14 protein-coding genes are annotated in these 12,034 nt (G+C 68.6%); 9 read left to right on the top strand and 5 right to left on the bottom strand.

Going from position 1 to position 12,034, the window contains the following annotated elements:
• The 3 genes from nagZ to scpB are packed head-to-tail and all read left to right on the top strand — an operon-like array spanning position 1 to position 2,584.
• Positions 1-1,047 carry a beta-N-acetylhexosaminidase gene (gene nagZ, locus EG854_RS07215; protein ID WP_123287291.1) on the top strand — a complete coding sequence of 349 codons (1,047 nt, stop codon included), beginning with the start codon at positions 1-3 and terminating at the stop codon, positions 1,045-1,047.
• A complete protein-coding gene (locus EG854_RS07210) occupies positions 1,044-1,892 on the top strand; it encodes a segregation and condensation protein A (protein WP_123287289.1) in 849 nt (282 codons plus the stop codon). The genes nagZ and EG854_RS07210 overlap by 4 nt, the downstream gene beginning before the upstream one ends.
• The gene (gene scpB, locus EG854_RS07205) at positions 1,889-2,584 is read left to right on the top strand and encodes an SMC-Scp complex subunit ScpB (protein ID WP_123287288.1); all 696 of its coding nucleotides are present in this window, start codon (positions 1,889-1,891) and stop codon (positions 2,582-2,584) included. Before EG854_RS07210 ends, scpB begins: the two co-directional genes overlap by 4 nt.
• Here scpB and EG854_RS07200 read toward each other — a convergent pair.
• The 4 genes from EG854_RS07200 to EG854_RS07185 form a co-directional block, all read right to left on the bottom strand.
• Positions 2,581-3,504 carry a cobalamin biosynthesis protein CbiG gene (locus tag EG854_RS07200; protein ID WP_123287467.1) on the bottom strand — a complete coding sequence of 308 codons (924 nt, stop codon included), beginning with the start codon at positions 3,502-3,504 and terminating at the stop codon, positions 2,581-2,583. The two genes, scpB and EG854_RS07200, sit on opposite strands and share 4 nt — an antisense overlap.
• A gap of 100 nt (positions 3,505-3,604) precedes the next feature.
• A complete protein-coding gene (locus tag EG854_RS07195) occupies positions 3,605-4,120 on the bottom strand; it encodes a hypothetical protein (RefSeq protein ID WP_123287286.1) in 516 nt (171 codons plus the stop codon).
• A 2-nt stretch (positions 4,121-4,122) separates the two neighbouring features.
• Entirely contained in the window at positions 4,123-4,902 is a 780-nt protein-coding gene (gene xth / locus EG854_RS07190; protein WP_123287284.1) for an exodeoxyribonuclease III, read from the bottom strand.
• A 103-nt stretch (positions 4,903-5,005) separates the two neighbouring features.
• Positions 5,006-5,989, bottom strand: a complete 984-nt coding sequence (locus tag EG854_RS07185; RefSeq protein ID WP_123287282.1) for a hypothetical protein — start codon at positions 5,987-5,989, stop codon at positions 5,006-5,008.
• A gap of 142 nt (positions 5,990-6,131) precedes the next feature.
• Between EG854_RS07185 and EG854_RS07180 the strand changes: the two genes are divergently transcribed.
• The 6 genes from EG854_RS07180 to EG854_RS07155 are packed head-to-tail and all read left to right on the top strand — an operon-like array spanning position 6,132 to position 11,044.
• Positions 6,132-7,253 carry an MBL fold metallo-hydrolase gene (locus tag EG854_RS07180; protein ID WP_241153163.1) on the top strand — a complete coding sequence of 374 codons (1,122 nt, stop codon included), beginning with the start codon at positions 6,132-6,134 and terminating at the stop codon, positions 7,251-7,253.
• A 5-nt stretch (positions 7,254-7,258) separates the two neighbouring features.
• Entirely contained in the window at positions 7,259-8,023 is a 765-nt protein-coding gene (locus EG854_RS07175) for an enoyl-CoA hydratase (RefSeq protein ID WP_123287278.1), read from the top strand.
• 51 nt (positions 8,024-8,074) lie between these two features.
• Complete coding sequence (locus EG854_RS07170) at positions 8,075-8,587, top strand: GNAT family N-acetyltransferase (RefSeq protein WP_123287276.1); 513 nt, start codon at positions 8,075-8,077, stop codon at positions 8,585-8,587.
• A 41-nt stretch (positions 8,588-8,628) separates the two neighbouring features.
• Positions 8,629-9,189: a DUF1285 domain-containing protein gene (locus tag EG854_RS07165; protein ID WP_123287274.1), complete on the top strand. Its 561-nt coding sequence runs from the start codon at positions 8,629-8,631 to the stop codon at positions 9,187-9,189.
• Positions 9,190-9,203: 14 nt separating this feature from the next.
• Positions 9,204-9,827, top strand: a complete 624-nt coding sequence (locus EG854_RS07160; protein WP_241153162.1) for a CoA pyrophosphatase — start codon at positions 9,204-9,206, stop codon at positions 9,825-9,827.
• Entirely contained in the window at positions 9,824-11,044 is a 1,221-nt protein-coding gene (locus tag EG854_RS07155) for a CCA tRNA nucleotidyltransferase (protein WP_123287270.1), read from the top strand. Before EG854_RS07160 ends, EG854_RS07155 begins: the two co-directional genes overlap by 4 nt.
• Here the strand turns inward: EG854_RS07155 and EG854_RS07150 are convergent.
• A complete protein-coding gene (locus EG854_RS07150) occupies positions 11,029-12,006 on the bottom strand; it encodes an endonuclease/exonuclease/phosphatase family protein (RefSeq protein WP_241153161.1) in 978 nt (325 codons plus the stop codon). The genes EG854_RS07155 and EG854_RS07150 overlap by 16 nt on opposite strands.
• Positions 12,007-12,034: the final 28 nt, after the last annotated feature.

The raw sequence follows: 12,034 nt of genomic DNA, 5'->3' as shown, positions 1-12,034 counted from the left end.
GTGACGCGGGCCATCATCCTGGGCTGTTCCGGCCCCCGGTTGACGCAGGCGGAGGCAGACTTCTTTGCCGAAGCGCAGCCGTTCGGCTTCATCCTGTTCCGGCGAAACGTCGAGGACCCGGCGCAACTGGCTGAGCTGGTGGCGTCGCTCAGGGCCTGTGTCGAGCACGAGGCGCCGGTGCTGATCGATCAGGAAGGCGGGCGGGTGCAGCGGATGATCCCGCCGCACTGGACCCGCTATCCGCCGGGCGCGGCCTATCTGAAGTCCAGCAACGATCTGGCGGGCGCGCGCGAGACGGCGAGGCTGGGAGCGCGACTGATGGCGCACGACCTGCACGCCGTGGGGATCGACGTCGACTGCCTGCCGGTGCTGGATGTGCCGATACCGGGGGCGCACGACATCATCGGCGACCGGGCCTATGCGGCCGATCCGGAACAGGTCGCCGTGCTGGGCCGGGCGGCGGCCGAGGGGCTGATGGCGGGCGGGGTTCTGCCGGTGATCAAGCATATTCCCGGGCACGGGCGGGCGCTGGCCGACAGCCACCACGACCTGCCGGTGGTCAATGCCGACCGGGCCCATCTGGAGGCCTGGGACTTCATGCCGTTCAAGGCGCTTTCGGATATGCCGATCGCGATGACGGCTCACGTCGTTTACACGGCGCTGGACCCCGAAGAGCCCGCCACGACCTCGCGCATTGTGCTGGACATGGTTCGCGACGAGCTGGGCTATCAGGGACTGATCGTCTCGGACGACCTGTCGATGAAGGCGCTGAAGGGCGATCTGGAACAGCGAGCCAAGCGGGCGCTGAAGGCGGGCTGCGACGTGGTCCTGCACTGCAATGGCGACATGGCCGAGATGCAGGCCGTGCTGGCCGGATCGAAGGCGCTGAAGGGCAAGCGGCGCAAGCGCGCCGAGGCGGCGATGGCGCGGCGGGTGCGTCTGGCCGAGCCGCTTGATGTGGTGGAAGCCCGCGCGCGGTTTGACCGGCTGATGACGCCGTATCTGGAGGCGAAGGCCGGACCGGATGTCGGGGAGGCGCAGGGGTGAGCCGCGCCTTTCAGCCCAATCTGAACTTTGCCGCGGTCGAGGCGGTCGAGGCGGTCGAGCCGGAGGAGGCATTCGTCGTCGATCTGGACGGCTATGAGGGGCCGCTGCATGTGCTTCTGGCGCTGGCGCGGAACCAGAAGGTCGATCTGCTGACCCTGTCGATCACGCGGCTGGCGGAACAGTATCTGGCCTTTGTGCATGAGGCGCGGCGGCGGAATTTTGCGCTGGCGGCGGACTATCTCGTGATGGCGTCGTGGCTGGCCTATCTGAAGTCGCGCCTGCTGTTGCCCCGCACGGAAGCGGCGCCCGATGCCGAGATTCCGGCCGAGGAGATGGCGGCGGCACTGGCGTTTCGGCTGCGCAAGCTGGAGGCGATGCGCACGGCGGGCGAGGCCCTGATGCGCCAGCCGATTCTGAAGCGCGACGTGTTCACCCGGGGCGACCCCGAGGCGACGGTGATCGTGCCGTCTGACCAGATTGATGCCAGCCTGTATGAGCTGATGACGGCCTATGTGAACCAGCGGCGGCGGGCCGAGCGGCGGGCCTATAATCCCGGCCTGCGGGTCGAGGCCTTTCCGCTGGAGGCGGCGCGCGACTGGCTGCGCGATCGCCTGCCCGGGATGGACGCGTGGACAGCGCTGGACGAGATCGCGCCGCGGGCCGAGGCGGTCAGTGAGACGGGCGAGCGCGAGGGCCCCAGCCCGGCCAGCTATGTCGCCTCGACCCTGTCAGCCAGTCTGGAACTGGTCAAGGAAGGGGCGCTGGACGTGACCCAGGCCGAGGCCTTTGCCGATGTCTATTTGCGGCGGCGCGCGCACGGCCAGCCGCTGGAGCTGACGCCATGAGCGATGAGCCGACAGGGTCCAAGGCGGGACTGGCCTTCCGCCCCGACGACACCGAGATCGAACGGCGGGTCGAGGCCCTGCTGTTCGCGGCGGCGGGGCCGCTATCAGCGGCGGACATCGCGCGGCGCCTGCCGGAAGATGCCGATGTGGGGCGGGCATTGTCGCGACTGGTCGAGCGCTACCGCGACCGGGGGGTGACCCTGCAGGTGGTCGCCGACCGGTGGAGCTTCCGCACGGCGCCGGACCTCGGCTTCCTGATGACCGAGGAGCGCGAGGAGCCGCGCCGCCTGTCAAAGGCCGCGCTGGAGACTCTGGCCATCGTCGCCTATCACCAGCCGGTCACCCGGGCCGAGATCGAGAGCGTGCGGGGTGTGTCGCTGTCGAAGGGTACGCTGGACCAGCTGCTGGAGATGGGGTTCGTGCGGCTGCGCGGGCGGCGGCGGACGCCGGGGCGCCCGGTGACCTATGGCACCGCGGACCGGTTCCTCGAGCATTTCGGACTCGCCAGCCTGAGCGACATGCCGGGCGTGCAGGAGATGAAGGCGGCGGGCCTGCTGGACATGTCCATGCCCAGCGGCTTCGAGGTGCCGGACCCGGGCCGGGCCTCGGACGGTGACGACGAGCTGGACCTGCTGGACCCCGAGGACGCCCCCGAGTTCGCGCAGGATTTCGTCGGCGAGCGCGACGCCTAGGCCGGCGGCAAGCGGGTCACGCCGAGGACCCAGCCTTCCTCGGTCTCGACCTGACGAATCAGGTCGTCGGAGGCGCCCTTGGGCGGGGCAAAGGCCGCGGCGAGTTCGCCACGCTCGTCCATATTGGCGAAAGTCTCGGCAGTGACGCGGACCTGGGCCTGATCCTTGAACTCGCCTTCTTTCGGCTGGGCGTTGAACAGCGACGGCCAGACCTCGACGACGAGGGCCGACAGGGGCTCGATGTCAGAGGGGTCCAGCGCACGCCAGCCGGTGCCGAACGGCCAGACGGCGGCCGACGGGTCGAGCTTTTTCAGCAGGCGATTGACGGCAGCGATGCCGACCAGCGTCTGGCCCCCGACGGCGCCGGCGCCATGCATCTGCCATACGCTTTTCGGCTGAAGGCGGCCTTCGCGGGCGGCGCGTTCGGTGGCCCGGAACTCGGGGATGTCGGCGCCGGCGCCCTCCGGCGGCTTGGTCGCGGTCAGCCAGCGCTGGGTCTGTTTGGCGGGCGCGCCCCAGAACGGCCAGGCCTGATCGGTCATCAGCCGGTTCATCTTGGCTGCGACCTGATAGCGGTTGTTGGTGTTGTCGGCCTTGTCGACGACGTTCGAGGCAATGAAATCCCACAGACCGCGCCAGCTGGTGTCCTTAAGACCCAGACGCTGGCCGGTGCCCGCCGGATAGCCGAGGTTGAAGTCGAAGCCGACCAGCACCCGGTCGCCGCGCTTCCTGTGGTCAGCCAGCAGGGAGGCGATCAGGGCCTCACCCTCGGCCCGCGAGGCGACATTGTGGGTCTCGGTATAGAGGCGGAAACGCACGTCGCGCTTGGCTACGCCGACCCACAGGGACTGGTCGCCCAGCTTGCGCGTCTCGGCGGCGGTCCAGTCGGCGATCAGATAGGCGTCAAACAGGCGGGCCACGGCGGGCACTCCCCGGAGAAAGGCGAAACAGGAATGGGCGGGCTTCTAGACCCGCAGGGACGGAACGCAAAGCCCAAAGGCGCGGTTCAGGCCCGAGGCGTCACGCGCGCAGCAGGGCGTCCAGATGCGACAGCCAGCGGCGCCCCAGACGCAGCGCCTCGGACGGAGAGCCTTCGAGCGTGGGGGCCGTGGCATTCCACAGGTTCAGCTCGAACTCTGGATAGCGGGCGTCCATGAACATCAGGCGCAGCACCACCAGTTCGGCCTCGGGCGCGAGGATGTCGAGGGCCTTGCGGGGTTCGCCCCGCCGCACGCGGGCGACCACGTGGCCGTCAACGATGATCTCGGCCCCCTCGATCTCCTCAAAGCCATAGACCAGACCATGGCCGCCCCGGGCCCAGAGGACGGCGATCTGGCCCTCGTCGAAGTCGAGGCCGGCAGCCTTGCCCTCGGCGGGGGAGAAGGCCTCGACCTCCGGGGCGACGCCCAGCGTCTTGAGCATGGTGCGCCGGAGGCGGCGTTCGCTCTCCATCCACCAGGCAAGCGCCAGCATGAGGGTGGTGAGGGCCGCAGCGGCGAGGGCGACCAGCAGCAGGAACCGCACGGCCTCGCTCACCCTCAGTCCTCCAGCGTCACGACCACGGGAACGTGATCGCTGGGCTTGTCCATCTCGCGCGCCTGACGATGGGTCTGGATGCCGCCAAAGCGGTCGGCGGCCTGGGGCGACAGCAGGTGAAAATCGATGCGGATGCCGTGGTCGCGCTGCCAGGCCCCGGCTTGATAGTCCCAGAAGGTATAGGTGCCGGCGGGCTCGTGACCCAGTGCGTGGCTGTCGGAAAGGCCGAGGTTGCACAGGGCGCGGAAGGCGGCGCGGCTCTCCGGCTGGAACAGGGCGTCATCAACCCAGGCCGACGGGTCCCGGGCGTCGTCGGGTGTCGGGATGACATTGTAGTCGCCGCACAGGACGAAGGCTTCTTCCAGCGCCAGCAGGTCGCGCGCATGGGCGTTCAGGCGGTCGAACCAGCCGAGCTTGTAGGCGAACTTCTCGGTGCCGAGTGGATTGCCGTTGGGCAGGTACAGGCCGCCGACGCGGACGGGGCGAGGCGCCTCGATCACCGCCTCGATATAGCGGGCCTGTTCGTCGGACGGATCGCCCGGCAGGCCCTTGCGGACATCCGAGATCGGCAGTTTCGAGAGCAGGGCGACGCCGTTGTAGCTCTTCTGGCCGTGGGTCTCGACATTGTAGCCGAGCGACTCGAACGGCTCGCGCGGGAATTTCTCGTCGACGCATTTGATCTCCTGGAAGCAGGCGACGTCGGGCTGATGCTCGCCCAGCCAGGCGAGCACGGTTTCCAAGCGGGCGTTGACGGAATTGATGTTCCAGGTGGCGATGCGCATGGCACGACGCTAAAGCGATTTTCCACGCGAGGCGAGGGCCACAAACGAAGCGGCCCGGTGCGCCGCAAGGCACCCCGGGCCGGGATCGGAAAGGACCGGACGATTACTCGGCCGGGGAGGCCTCCGGCTCGGTCGAGGCGGGGGCAGCCGTCAGCTCGCAGGGCTTGCTGAAGATCTGCACGGCGTCGACGCAGGAATAGACCTGTTGGGTCGCGCCTTCGTGGAAGCGGACGATGACGCCCTCGCCCGTGGAGCATTTCAGCTCATAGAAGGCGCCGCGCTGGGGGTTGTCCCCCATCCAGGATACGTCCTCGACGTTACAGGCGGCGATCTCGGTATTGGCGACCAGTTTCGGCCATTCGGTGCGGGTCTCCTCAGCCGTGGTCAGCTGGCAGGTGCCGGTCGAGATCAGGGCGTAGCGCCAGCAGGGCGTGGCGCTCCAGGCACCCGCTTCGGATTTCTCCAGACGGTAGCCGTCGGTGCCGGCGCAGCCCAGTTCATAGACGCGGGTGTTCCAGGCGATGGCTTCGTCGGCATTGCACGACACACCGGCCTGCTGGGCATAGCCGCTGATCACTTCGACGCGGTTCTGGTTGCCGGGCAGGGCACACTGCAGGCCGACCTCGGCCTCGGGATTCTCCCGACGCAGCTGCCAGGCGAGGCTGGACTGCAGCACGCAGTCGGCGGCGGTCGGGGCGCCCTCGACGGCCTCAAGGATATAGCCGGGACCGGTGGCGCACGCCACTTCGTACAGCTTGGCTCCGCCCTCGCGCATGCCGAGCAGCGAGGATTCGGTCACCTGACAGGTCGGCACGGCAACAGCCGCGACGGCGCTGGCAGCGGCCTGAACTTCCTCGGCGGAAGGCGGCGCGGGCTGGCGACCGCGCTGACGCTGCTGCTCACGGTCCTGACGCCCGCCGCCGATGCGACCCGGCAGGACGACCTCACCCGTGACCTGGCCGGAGGCCTCGGAGGACTCCTCGCTGCGGTCATTGCCGCGATTGTCCTGGGCCAGGGCCGGGGTGGCGGTCAGAAAGGCGAGGGCGAGGGCCGACCCCGCGAGGGTGGCGATTTTGGCGTGGGACACGGAGGAGGCTCCTGAAACAACTTGAACTTGGGCAATCCTTGGCGTGCAGATGTGACAGGGTCAAGGCAGGATCAGGGCAGTCCGCTGCCGGTGGACGCGTGCGCGGAAAATGGTCTATCGAAGGTTTCGATTGGAGACGCACTTGGCCGACGGCGTGAGACGCGACGATGCGGAAGGGGACGCAGCCCGGGCTGACGGGGCTCGGGGCCTGACCTATCCGTTTGCGCGTGTGCCGGAGGCGGGCGAGGGGATCGAGGTCGCTCCAGGCGTGGTGTGGTTCCGCCTGCCGCTGCCGATGGCGCTCAACCACATCAATCTCTACGCCCTCGAGGACGGAGACGGCTGGACGCTGGTCGACACCGGCCTGTTCACCCCCGCTTCGGTCGAGATCTGGGACGGTCTGCTGACCGGGGCGCTGCGGGGCCGACCGATCAAGCGCGTGATCTGCACCCACATGCACCCGGACCACATCGGCATGGCCGGCTGGCTGTGCGAGCGGTTTCAGGTCCCCCTGCTGATGTCGCGGCTGGAGTATGTGACGGCACGAATGCTGGTCGCGGACACCGGCCGACCGGCGCCGGAATCGGGGCGGACCTTCTATCGCGCGGCGGGCTGGACCGAGGAGCAACTGGCCGGATGGGGCCGGGACTATGGCTCGTTCGGGCGGGTGGTCAGCCCCATGCCCGACGCCTATCACCGCCTGACCGAGGGCGATGTGCTGTCCATTGGCGGGGATGACTGGGAGGTGGTTGTCGGTCAGGGCCACAGCCCGGAGCATGTCTGTCTATGGCGCAGGTCGGACGGTGTTTTTCTCGGCGGTGACCAGATCCTGCCGAAGATTTCCTCGAACGTGTCGGTGTGGCCGACCGAGCCCCTGTCGGACCCGCTGGGCGACTGGATGGCCTCGCTTGACCGGCTGGCGGAGCTGCTGCCCGAGGATCTGCTGGTGCTGCCGTCACATGGCGAACCGTTCCGAGGCGTGCAGACGCGGCTGGCGGCCCTCAAGCGAGGTCATGGTCAGGCGCTGGCGCGGCTGGAGCGCCGGCTCGAGACCCCGATGCGGGCGGTCGACACCTTTGCCAGCCTGTTTGCCCGTCCCGTGGGCGACGGCCTGCGCGGAATGGCGACCGGCGAGGCCGTGGCGCATCTGAACTATCTGGAGCGCCAGGGCCGGACGACCCGCCAGCGCGATGCCGACGGCGTCGACTGGTGGCAGGCCATGGGCACCCCGGTTTCAGAAACGAATGACGACAACGGAGAATAAGCGTCGTGTCCGAGAGCATCCAAACAGACCTGTCCGACGGTGTCCTGACGGTCACGCTGAACCGTCCGGAAAAGAAGAACGCGATCACCCAGGCCATGTATGAGGCGCTGGCCGCGGCGACCGAGCGCTGCCGCACTGACGACGCAGTCCGGGTGATGTTGATCCGGGCCGAGGGCGACAGCTTTTCGGCGGGCAATGACATTGCCGACTTCATCGCCCTGGGCTCGCAGGCGTCTTCGCCGTCGGACATGGCGGTGTTCCGCTTCCTGAAGGCGCTGGCCGATCTGGACAAGCCGCTGGTCGCGGCGGTCAAGGGCCGGGCGGTCGGCATCGGCACCACCCTGCTGCTGCACTGTGACATGGTGGTGGTGGCCGAGGATGCCCTGCTGTCGGTGCCCTTCATCAATCTGGCGCTGGCGCCCGAGGCGGCGTCCAGCCTGCTGCTGCCCCGTGTGATCGGTCACCAGAGGGCCTTCGAGATGTTCGCGCTGGGCCAGCCGGTCGATGGACGCACGGCCCTGGCCTGGGGGCTGGCCAACCGTGCCGTTGCTGCCGATGCCGTGGACGAGACGGCGCGGGATCTGGCTCGCCAGCTGGCGACGCGGGCGCCCAATTCGATCCGCAAGACAAAGGCCCTGATGCGCGATGCGGAGGATATGTGGTCGCTGATGCAGCGCGAGGGCGAGGCCTTTGGCAGCCAGATGAAAAGCCCCGAGGCCATGGAGGCCTTCATGGCCTTTACGCAAAAGCGCGCCCCGAATTTCGGCTGACATAAATCGGCGATTGCGTCCGTGGCCTGTGCCCTGTAGCAGCGCGCGCCTATGGCCGAGCCCCGCACCCTGATCCCGGATGACGCGCCCCTTTCGGGGGCTGCGGTCGTGCGCGCCGAGCAGGCCGGAGATGCCGGGATCATCGACCGGATCGTGCTGGAGGCCTTTGGCCCCGGACGGTTCGCCAAGACAGCCGAGCGTCTGCGCGAAGGCGCCGGGATCGAAGCCGGCTTCGTCGCCTGTCTGGACGGGCGGGTGGTCGGCAGTGTGCGGCTGTGGCGGATCCGGGTAGGGGAGACGCCCTGTCTGTTTCTGGGGCCCATCGCCGTTCAGCGGTCAGAGCGCAGCGAGGGGCTGGGCGCGGCGCTGGTGCAGGCCTGCATCGATCAGGCCCGGGCCGGCGGGTCAGCGGGCATATTGCTGGTCGGGGATGCGCCCTATTTCGGGCGGTTCGGCTTTGCCCGGACCGGGGGGGTGACCATGCCCGGACCGGTCGATCCGGCGCGGCTGTTGTGGTTGCCGGTGATGGCCGAGACAGTCGCCGGTTCGGTGACGATCGGCTGAAGCGACTTTGCGACCGGCGTCGCAGGTCCTAAGTCTGGGGGATGACAGACAAGAAGACAAAGGGTCTGGACGCGCTGGCTCAGCTGGCCAAGGAACAGGGCGGTCGTGGCCTGCCGCCGGTGCATCTGTGGCATCCCGAGCATTGCGGTGACATCGACATTGTCATCCAGGCCGATGGCATCTGGATGCATGAGGGCACGCCCATCGGCCGGCCCGAACTGACGCGGCTGTTCTCGACGGTGCTGAGGAAGGACCCGGACGGCTATCATCTGGTCACGCCGGTCGAAAAGCTGAAGATCACGGTCGAGGACCTGCCGTTCCGGGCGATCACGCTGAAGGACGTCGAGGGGCATCTGGTGTTCGACACCGATCAGGGCGACACGGTGATCGCCGGGGCGGAGCATCCGATTGTGGTCGAGACCGATCCGGCGACCGAGGAGCCCGCGCCGCGCCTGCATGTGCGGGCGGACCTGTGGGCGCGGATCAGCCGGTCGCTGTTCTATGAGCTGGTCGAGCGCGCCCGCCCGGTCGAGGGGCGGCTGTCGGTGCGGTCCGGCGAGGCGGTGTTTGCGCTGGGACCCGTCGGGGCGGGGGTGGAATGACGGACGCGGCGAGATTGAAGGCCCGTCTGGTGAAGGCGCTGGACCCCGCGGGAGGGGCCGGTGCCGAGGTGGCTGCGCGGTCCGACTTTGATCTCAACCCGGGGGCCGAGCGCCCGGCACGACAGCTGCGCCCGGCGGCGGTGCTGATCCTGATCATCGCAGAGGGGGAGGAGCCGCGCGTACTGATGACCCGGCGGTCGGACAGTCTGGCCAGCCATACCGGCCAGATCGCCTTTCCCGGCGGTCGGCTGGACCCCGGCGAGACGGTGGTCGAGGCGGCGCTCCGCGAGGCGCGCGAGGAAGTCGCACTGTCGTTAGAGGGTATCGAGGTTCTGGGGCTGGCCGACCGCTATGAAACCGGGACGGGGTTTCTGGTCACGCCGGTGGTCGCCTGGGTGACGGCCGCGCCCCGGACCGAGCCAAATCCTGAGGAGGTGGCCGAGGTGTTCGAAGTGCCGTGGGCCTTCCTGATGGACTCCGCCAATCACCGGCAGGATCACTATGAGCTGGAGGGACAGCCGCGCCGCTATTTCTGGGCCATGCCCTATGGCGAACGCTACATCTGGGGCGTGACGGCGGGCATTCTGAGGGCCCTGCACGACCGGCTGGATGGCGGGAAAGACGAGGCGGCGGCATGAGTGCCCCCTCGCTGGCTGATGCGCCCTGGCTGACGGCGGCAGCCACCCGCAAGGTCATAGCCGCGCTGGAAGCTGAAGGCGGGCCCGATGTGGCGCGCTTCGTCGGCGGCTGTGTTCGGAACAGCCTGATGGGGCGACCGGTCGATGATGTGGACATCGCCACGCGGCTGCAGCCCGAGGCGGTGATGGCGGCGCTGAAGGCTGCGGGACTGAAGGCGGTGCCGACGGGGCTGGACCACGGCACGGTGACGGCTGTGGCCGACAGCCAGCCGTTCGAGATCACCACCCTGCGGCGCGATGTGACGACCGACGGACGGCGGGCCACGGTCGCCTTCATCCCAGACTGGGCCGAGGATGCCGGGCGCCGGGATTTCCACATCAACGCCCTCTATGCCGATGGCGAAGGACGGGTGTTCGATCCGACCGGACGGGGGCTGGCCGACATAGCCGCCCGGCGCGTGGCCTTTGTCGGGGATGCCGGACGCCGGATCCGCGAGGATCGGCTGCGGATTCTGCGCTTTTTCCGGTTTCATGCCTGGTATGGCGCTGGTGATCCGGATGCGGCCGGTCTGGCGGCCTGTGTCGAAGAGGCGGGTGGGCTGAGCGAACTGTCGGCCGAGCGGGTGTCGAAGGAGTTGCTGAAACTACTGGCAGCATCCGACCCCGTGCCGACGGTCGAGGTGATGGCGCATACAGGCATCCTCGCGCACCTGTTGCTCGAGGCCAGGACGCTGGAGGCGTTCCGGGCCATGGCGGCGGTGACCGGCGATCCCTTGCTGCGCCTGTCGTCCCTGCTGCCGGCTTCGGCAGAGGCGCTGGACGCCGCGGCGAGAGGCCTGCGCCTGTCCAATCGCGAGATGGCGCGGCTGCAGGGCCTGATCGGGCCAAAGCTGGATCTGGAGACCTTGGCGGACCGGCAGGTACGGGCGCTGGTCTATGGGGAGGGGCGGCAGGCGGCGGGCGATCGGCTGGTTCAGGCACTCTCGCGAAAGCCGGAGCAGAGAGGCCGCTATGACGCGCTGGTCGATCTGGTCCAGACATGGTCGGTGCCGCGCCTGCCCGTGGGGGGGCGCGAGGTCGCGGCGCTGGGCGTGGCGCCGGGTCCCGAAACCGGCGCCCTGCTGAAGGCGTTCGAGGCCGACTGGGTCGCCGAGGACTTCCCGGAAACGGGCCATGTCGAGCGGCTGAAGGCCCTGCGGGATCAGCGGGAGGGCTGAGGGCGGGCCCGGGTGATGCGGGTGACGACGGGGTAGTGATCCGAGCCCATCCGCTTGCCAATGCGACGTGACAGGAAGACCAGATCGTCGGATCGCCACTGGTGATCGATTCCGATCCCCAGCCACGAGGGCAGTTCCGTCGGCCAGGTGCCGGGCCAGGCGCCGGCGGGTGTCAGGCCGGTCTGCGCCTTGATCTGGCGACCGATGCGGGCGCTGGAGACGGTGTTGAAGTCCCCCGCGACAAGAATGGAGTCGGTCACACCCTCGAGGCGATCCGCAAGTAGTTCGGCCTGAATTATCTGTCCCCATTGATACTGGAACGGCCAGGGCCGGGTCAGGTGCACGCCCACCAGATGCAGCGGCCCCAGCGGGGTTTCGGCCCGTGCGTGCAGGGCCGAAAGCTGGTCGCGAGGCATTTGGACGGGCGACAGGGGATAGCGCGAGGCGATGATGACGCTGCCCCGCGCGCCCGGGGGGACCACAGTCTCCGAAGCCCTTTGGTGGGGGTGGTCCGCGAGGATGAGGTCACGGGCCGCGAAGGCGGCGGGGCTGACCTCGATCAGGATGACGATGTCGGCCCGGGCCTGTCGCACGCTGGCGGCTATCGCCTCCACGTCGCTGTTGTCCGCATTCAGATTGGCCGAGTAAACGGTGAGGACGGGGGCAGCCCGGTCAGGCTGGCCGTGGCGCGGTTCGGCCTGGGGCAGGACGGCAGCGACGCAGATCAACAGCCCTGCGAGGGCCACCAGCATGAGCGGCGGGCGCTTGAGGAAGGCCACCAGAACGACAGCGGCGACACACCCCACCATGGCGGGGGCCGTGAACTGGGCGATGATGTCGACCCAGCGGTGTCCGTTGCCGCTGAAATGCGCCAGCGCCGGGATCAACCACGGCCCGATCAGGGCAAGGCAGACCAGAACCGGCCACACCGAAAGAAATATGGCCTTGAGTCTTGCCATCATGATGAACGTCGGTCTCCGTGGTGCGTTG

The organism is Brevundimonas halotolerans (genome assembly GCF_003730275.1).
Taxonomy (GTDB): Bacteria; Pseudomonadota; Alphaproteobacteria; order Caulobacterales; family Caulobacteraceae; genus Brevundimonas; species Brevundimonas halotolerans.
The sequence above is the reverse complement of the archived record's forward strand: the minus strand, read 5'-3'. Positions and strand labels throughout refer to the sequence as shown.

Bases quoted from the DNA above. Each gene is read 5' to 3' on its own strand.
- xth (WP_123287284.1), bottom strand. From the start codon at position 4,902: ATGCGCATCGCCACCTGGAACATCAATTCCGTCAACGCCCGCTTGGAA.
- EG854_RS07170 (WP_123287276.1), top strand. From the start codon at position 8,075: ATGGCCGAGCCCCGCACCCTGATCCCGGATGACGCGCCCCTTTCGGGG.
- EG854_RS07150 (WP_241153161.1), bottom strand. From the start codon at position 12,006: ATGATGGCAAGACTCAAGGCCATATTTCTTTCGGTGTGGCCGGTTCTG.
- EG854_RS07165 (WP_123287274.1), top strand. From the start codon at position 8,629: ATGACAGACAAGAAGACAAAGGGTCTGGACGCGCTGGCTCAGCTGGCC.
- EG854_RS07155 (WP_123287270.1), top strand. From the start codon at position 9,824: ATGAGTGCCCCCTCGCTGGCTGATGCGCCCTGGCTGACGGCGGCAGCC.
- scpB (WP_123287288.1), top strand. From the start codon at position 1,889: ATGAGCGATGAGCCGACAGGGTCCAAGGCGGGACTGGCCTTCCGCCCC.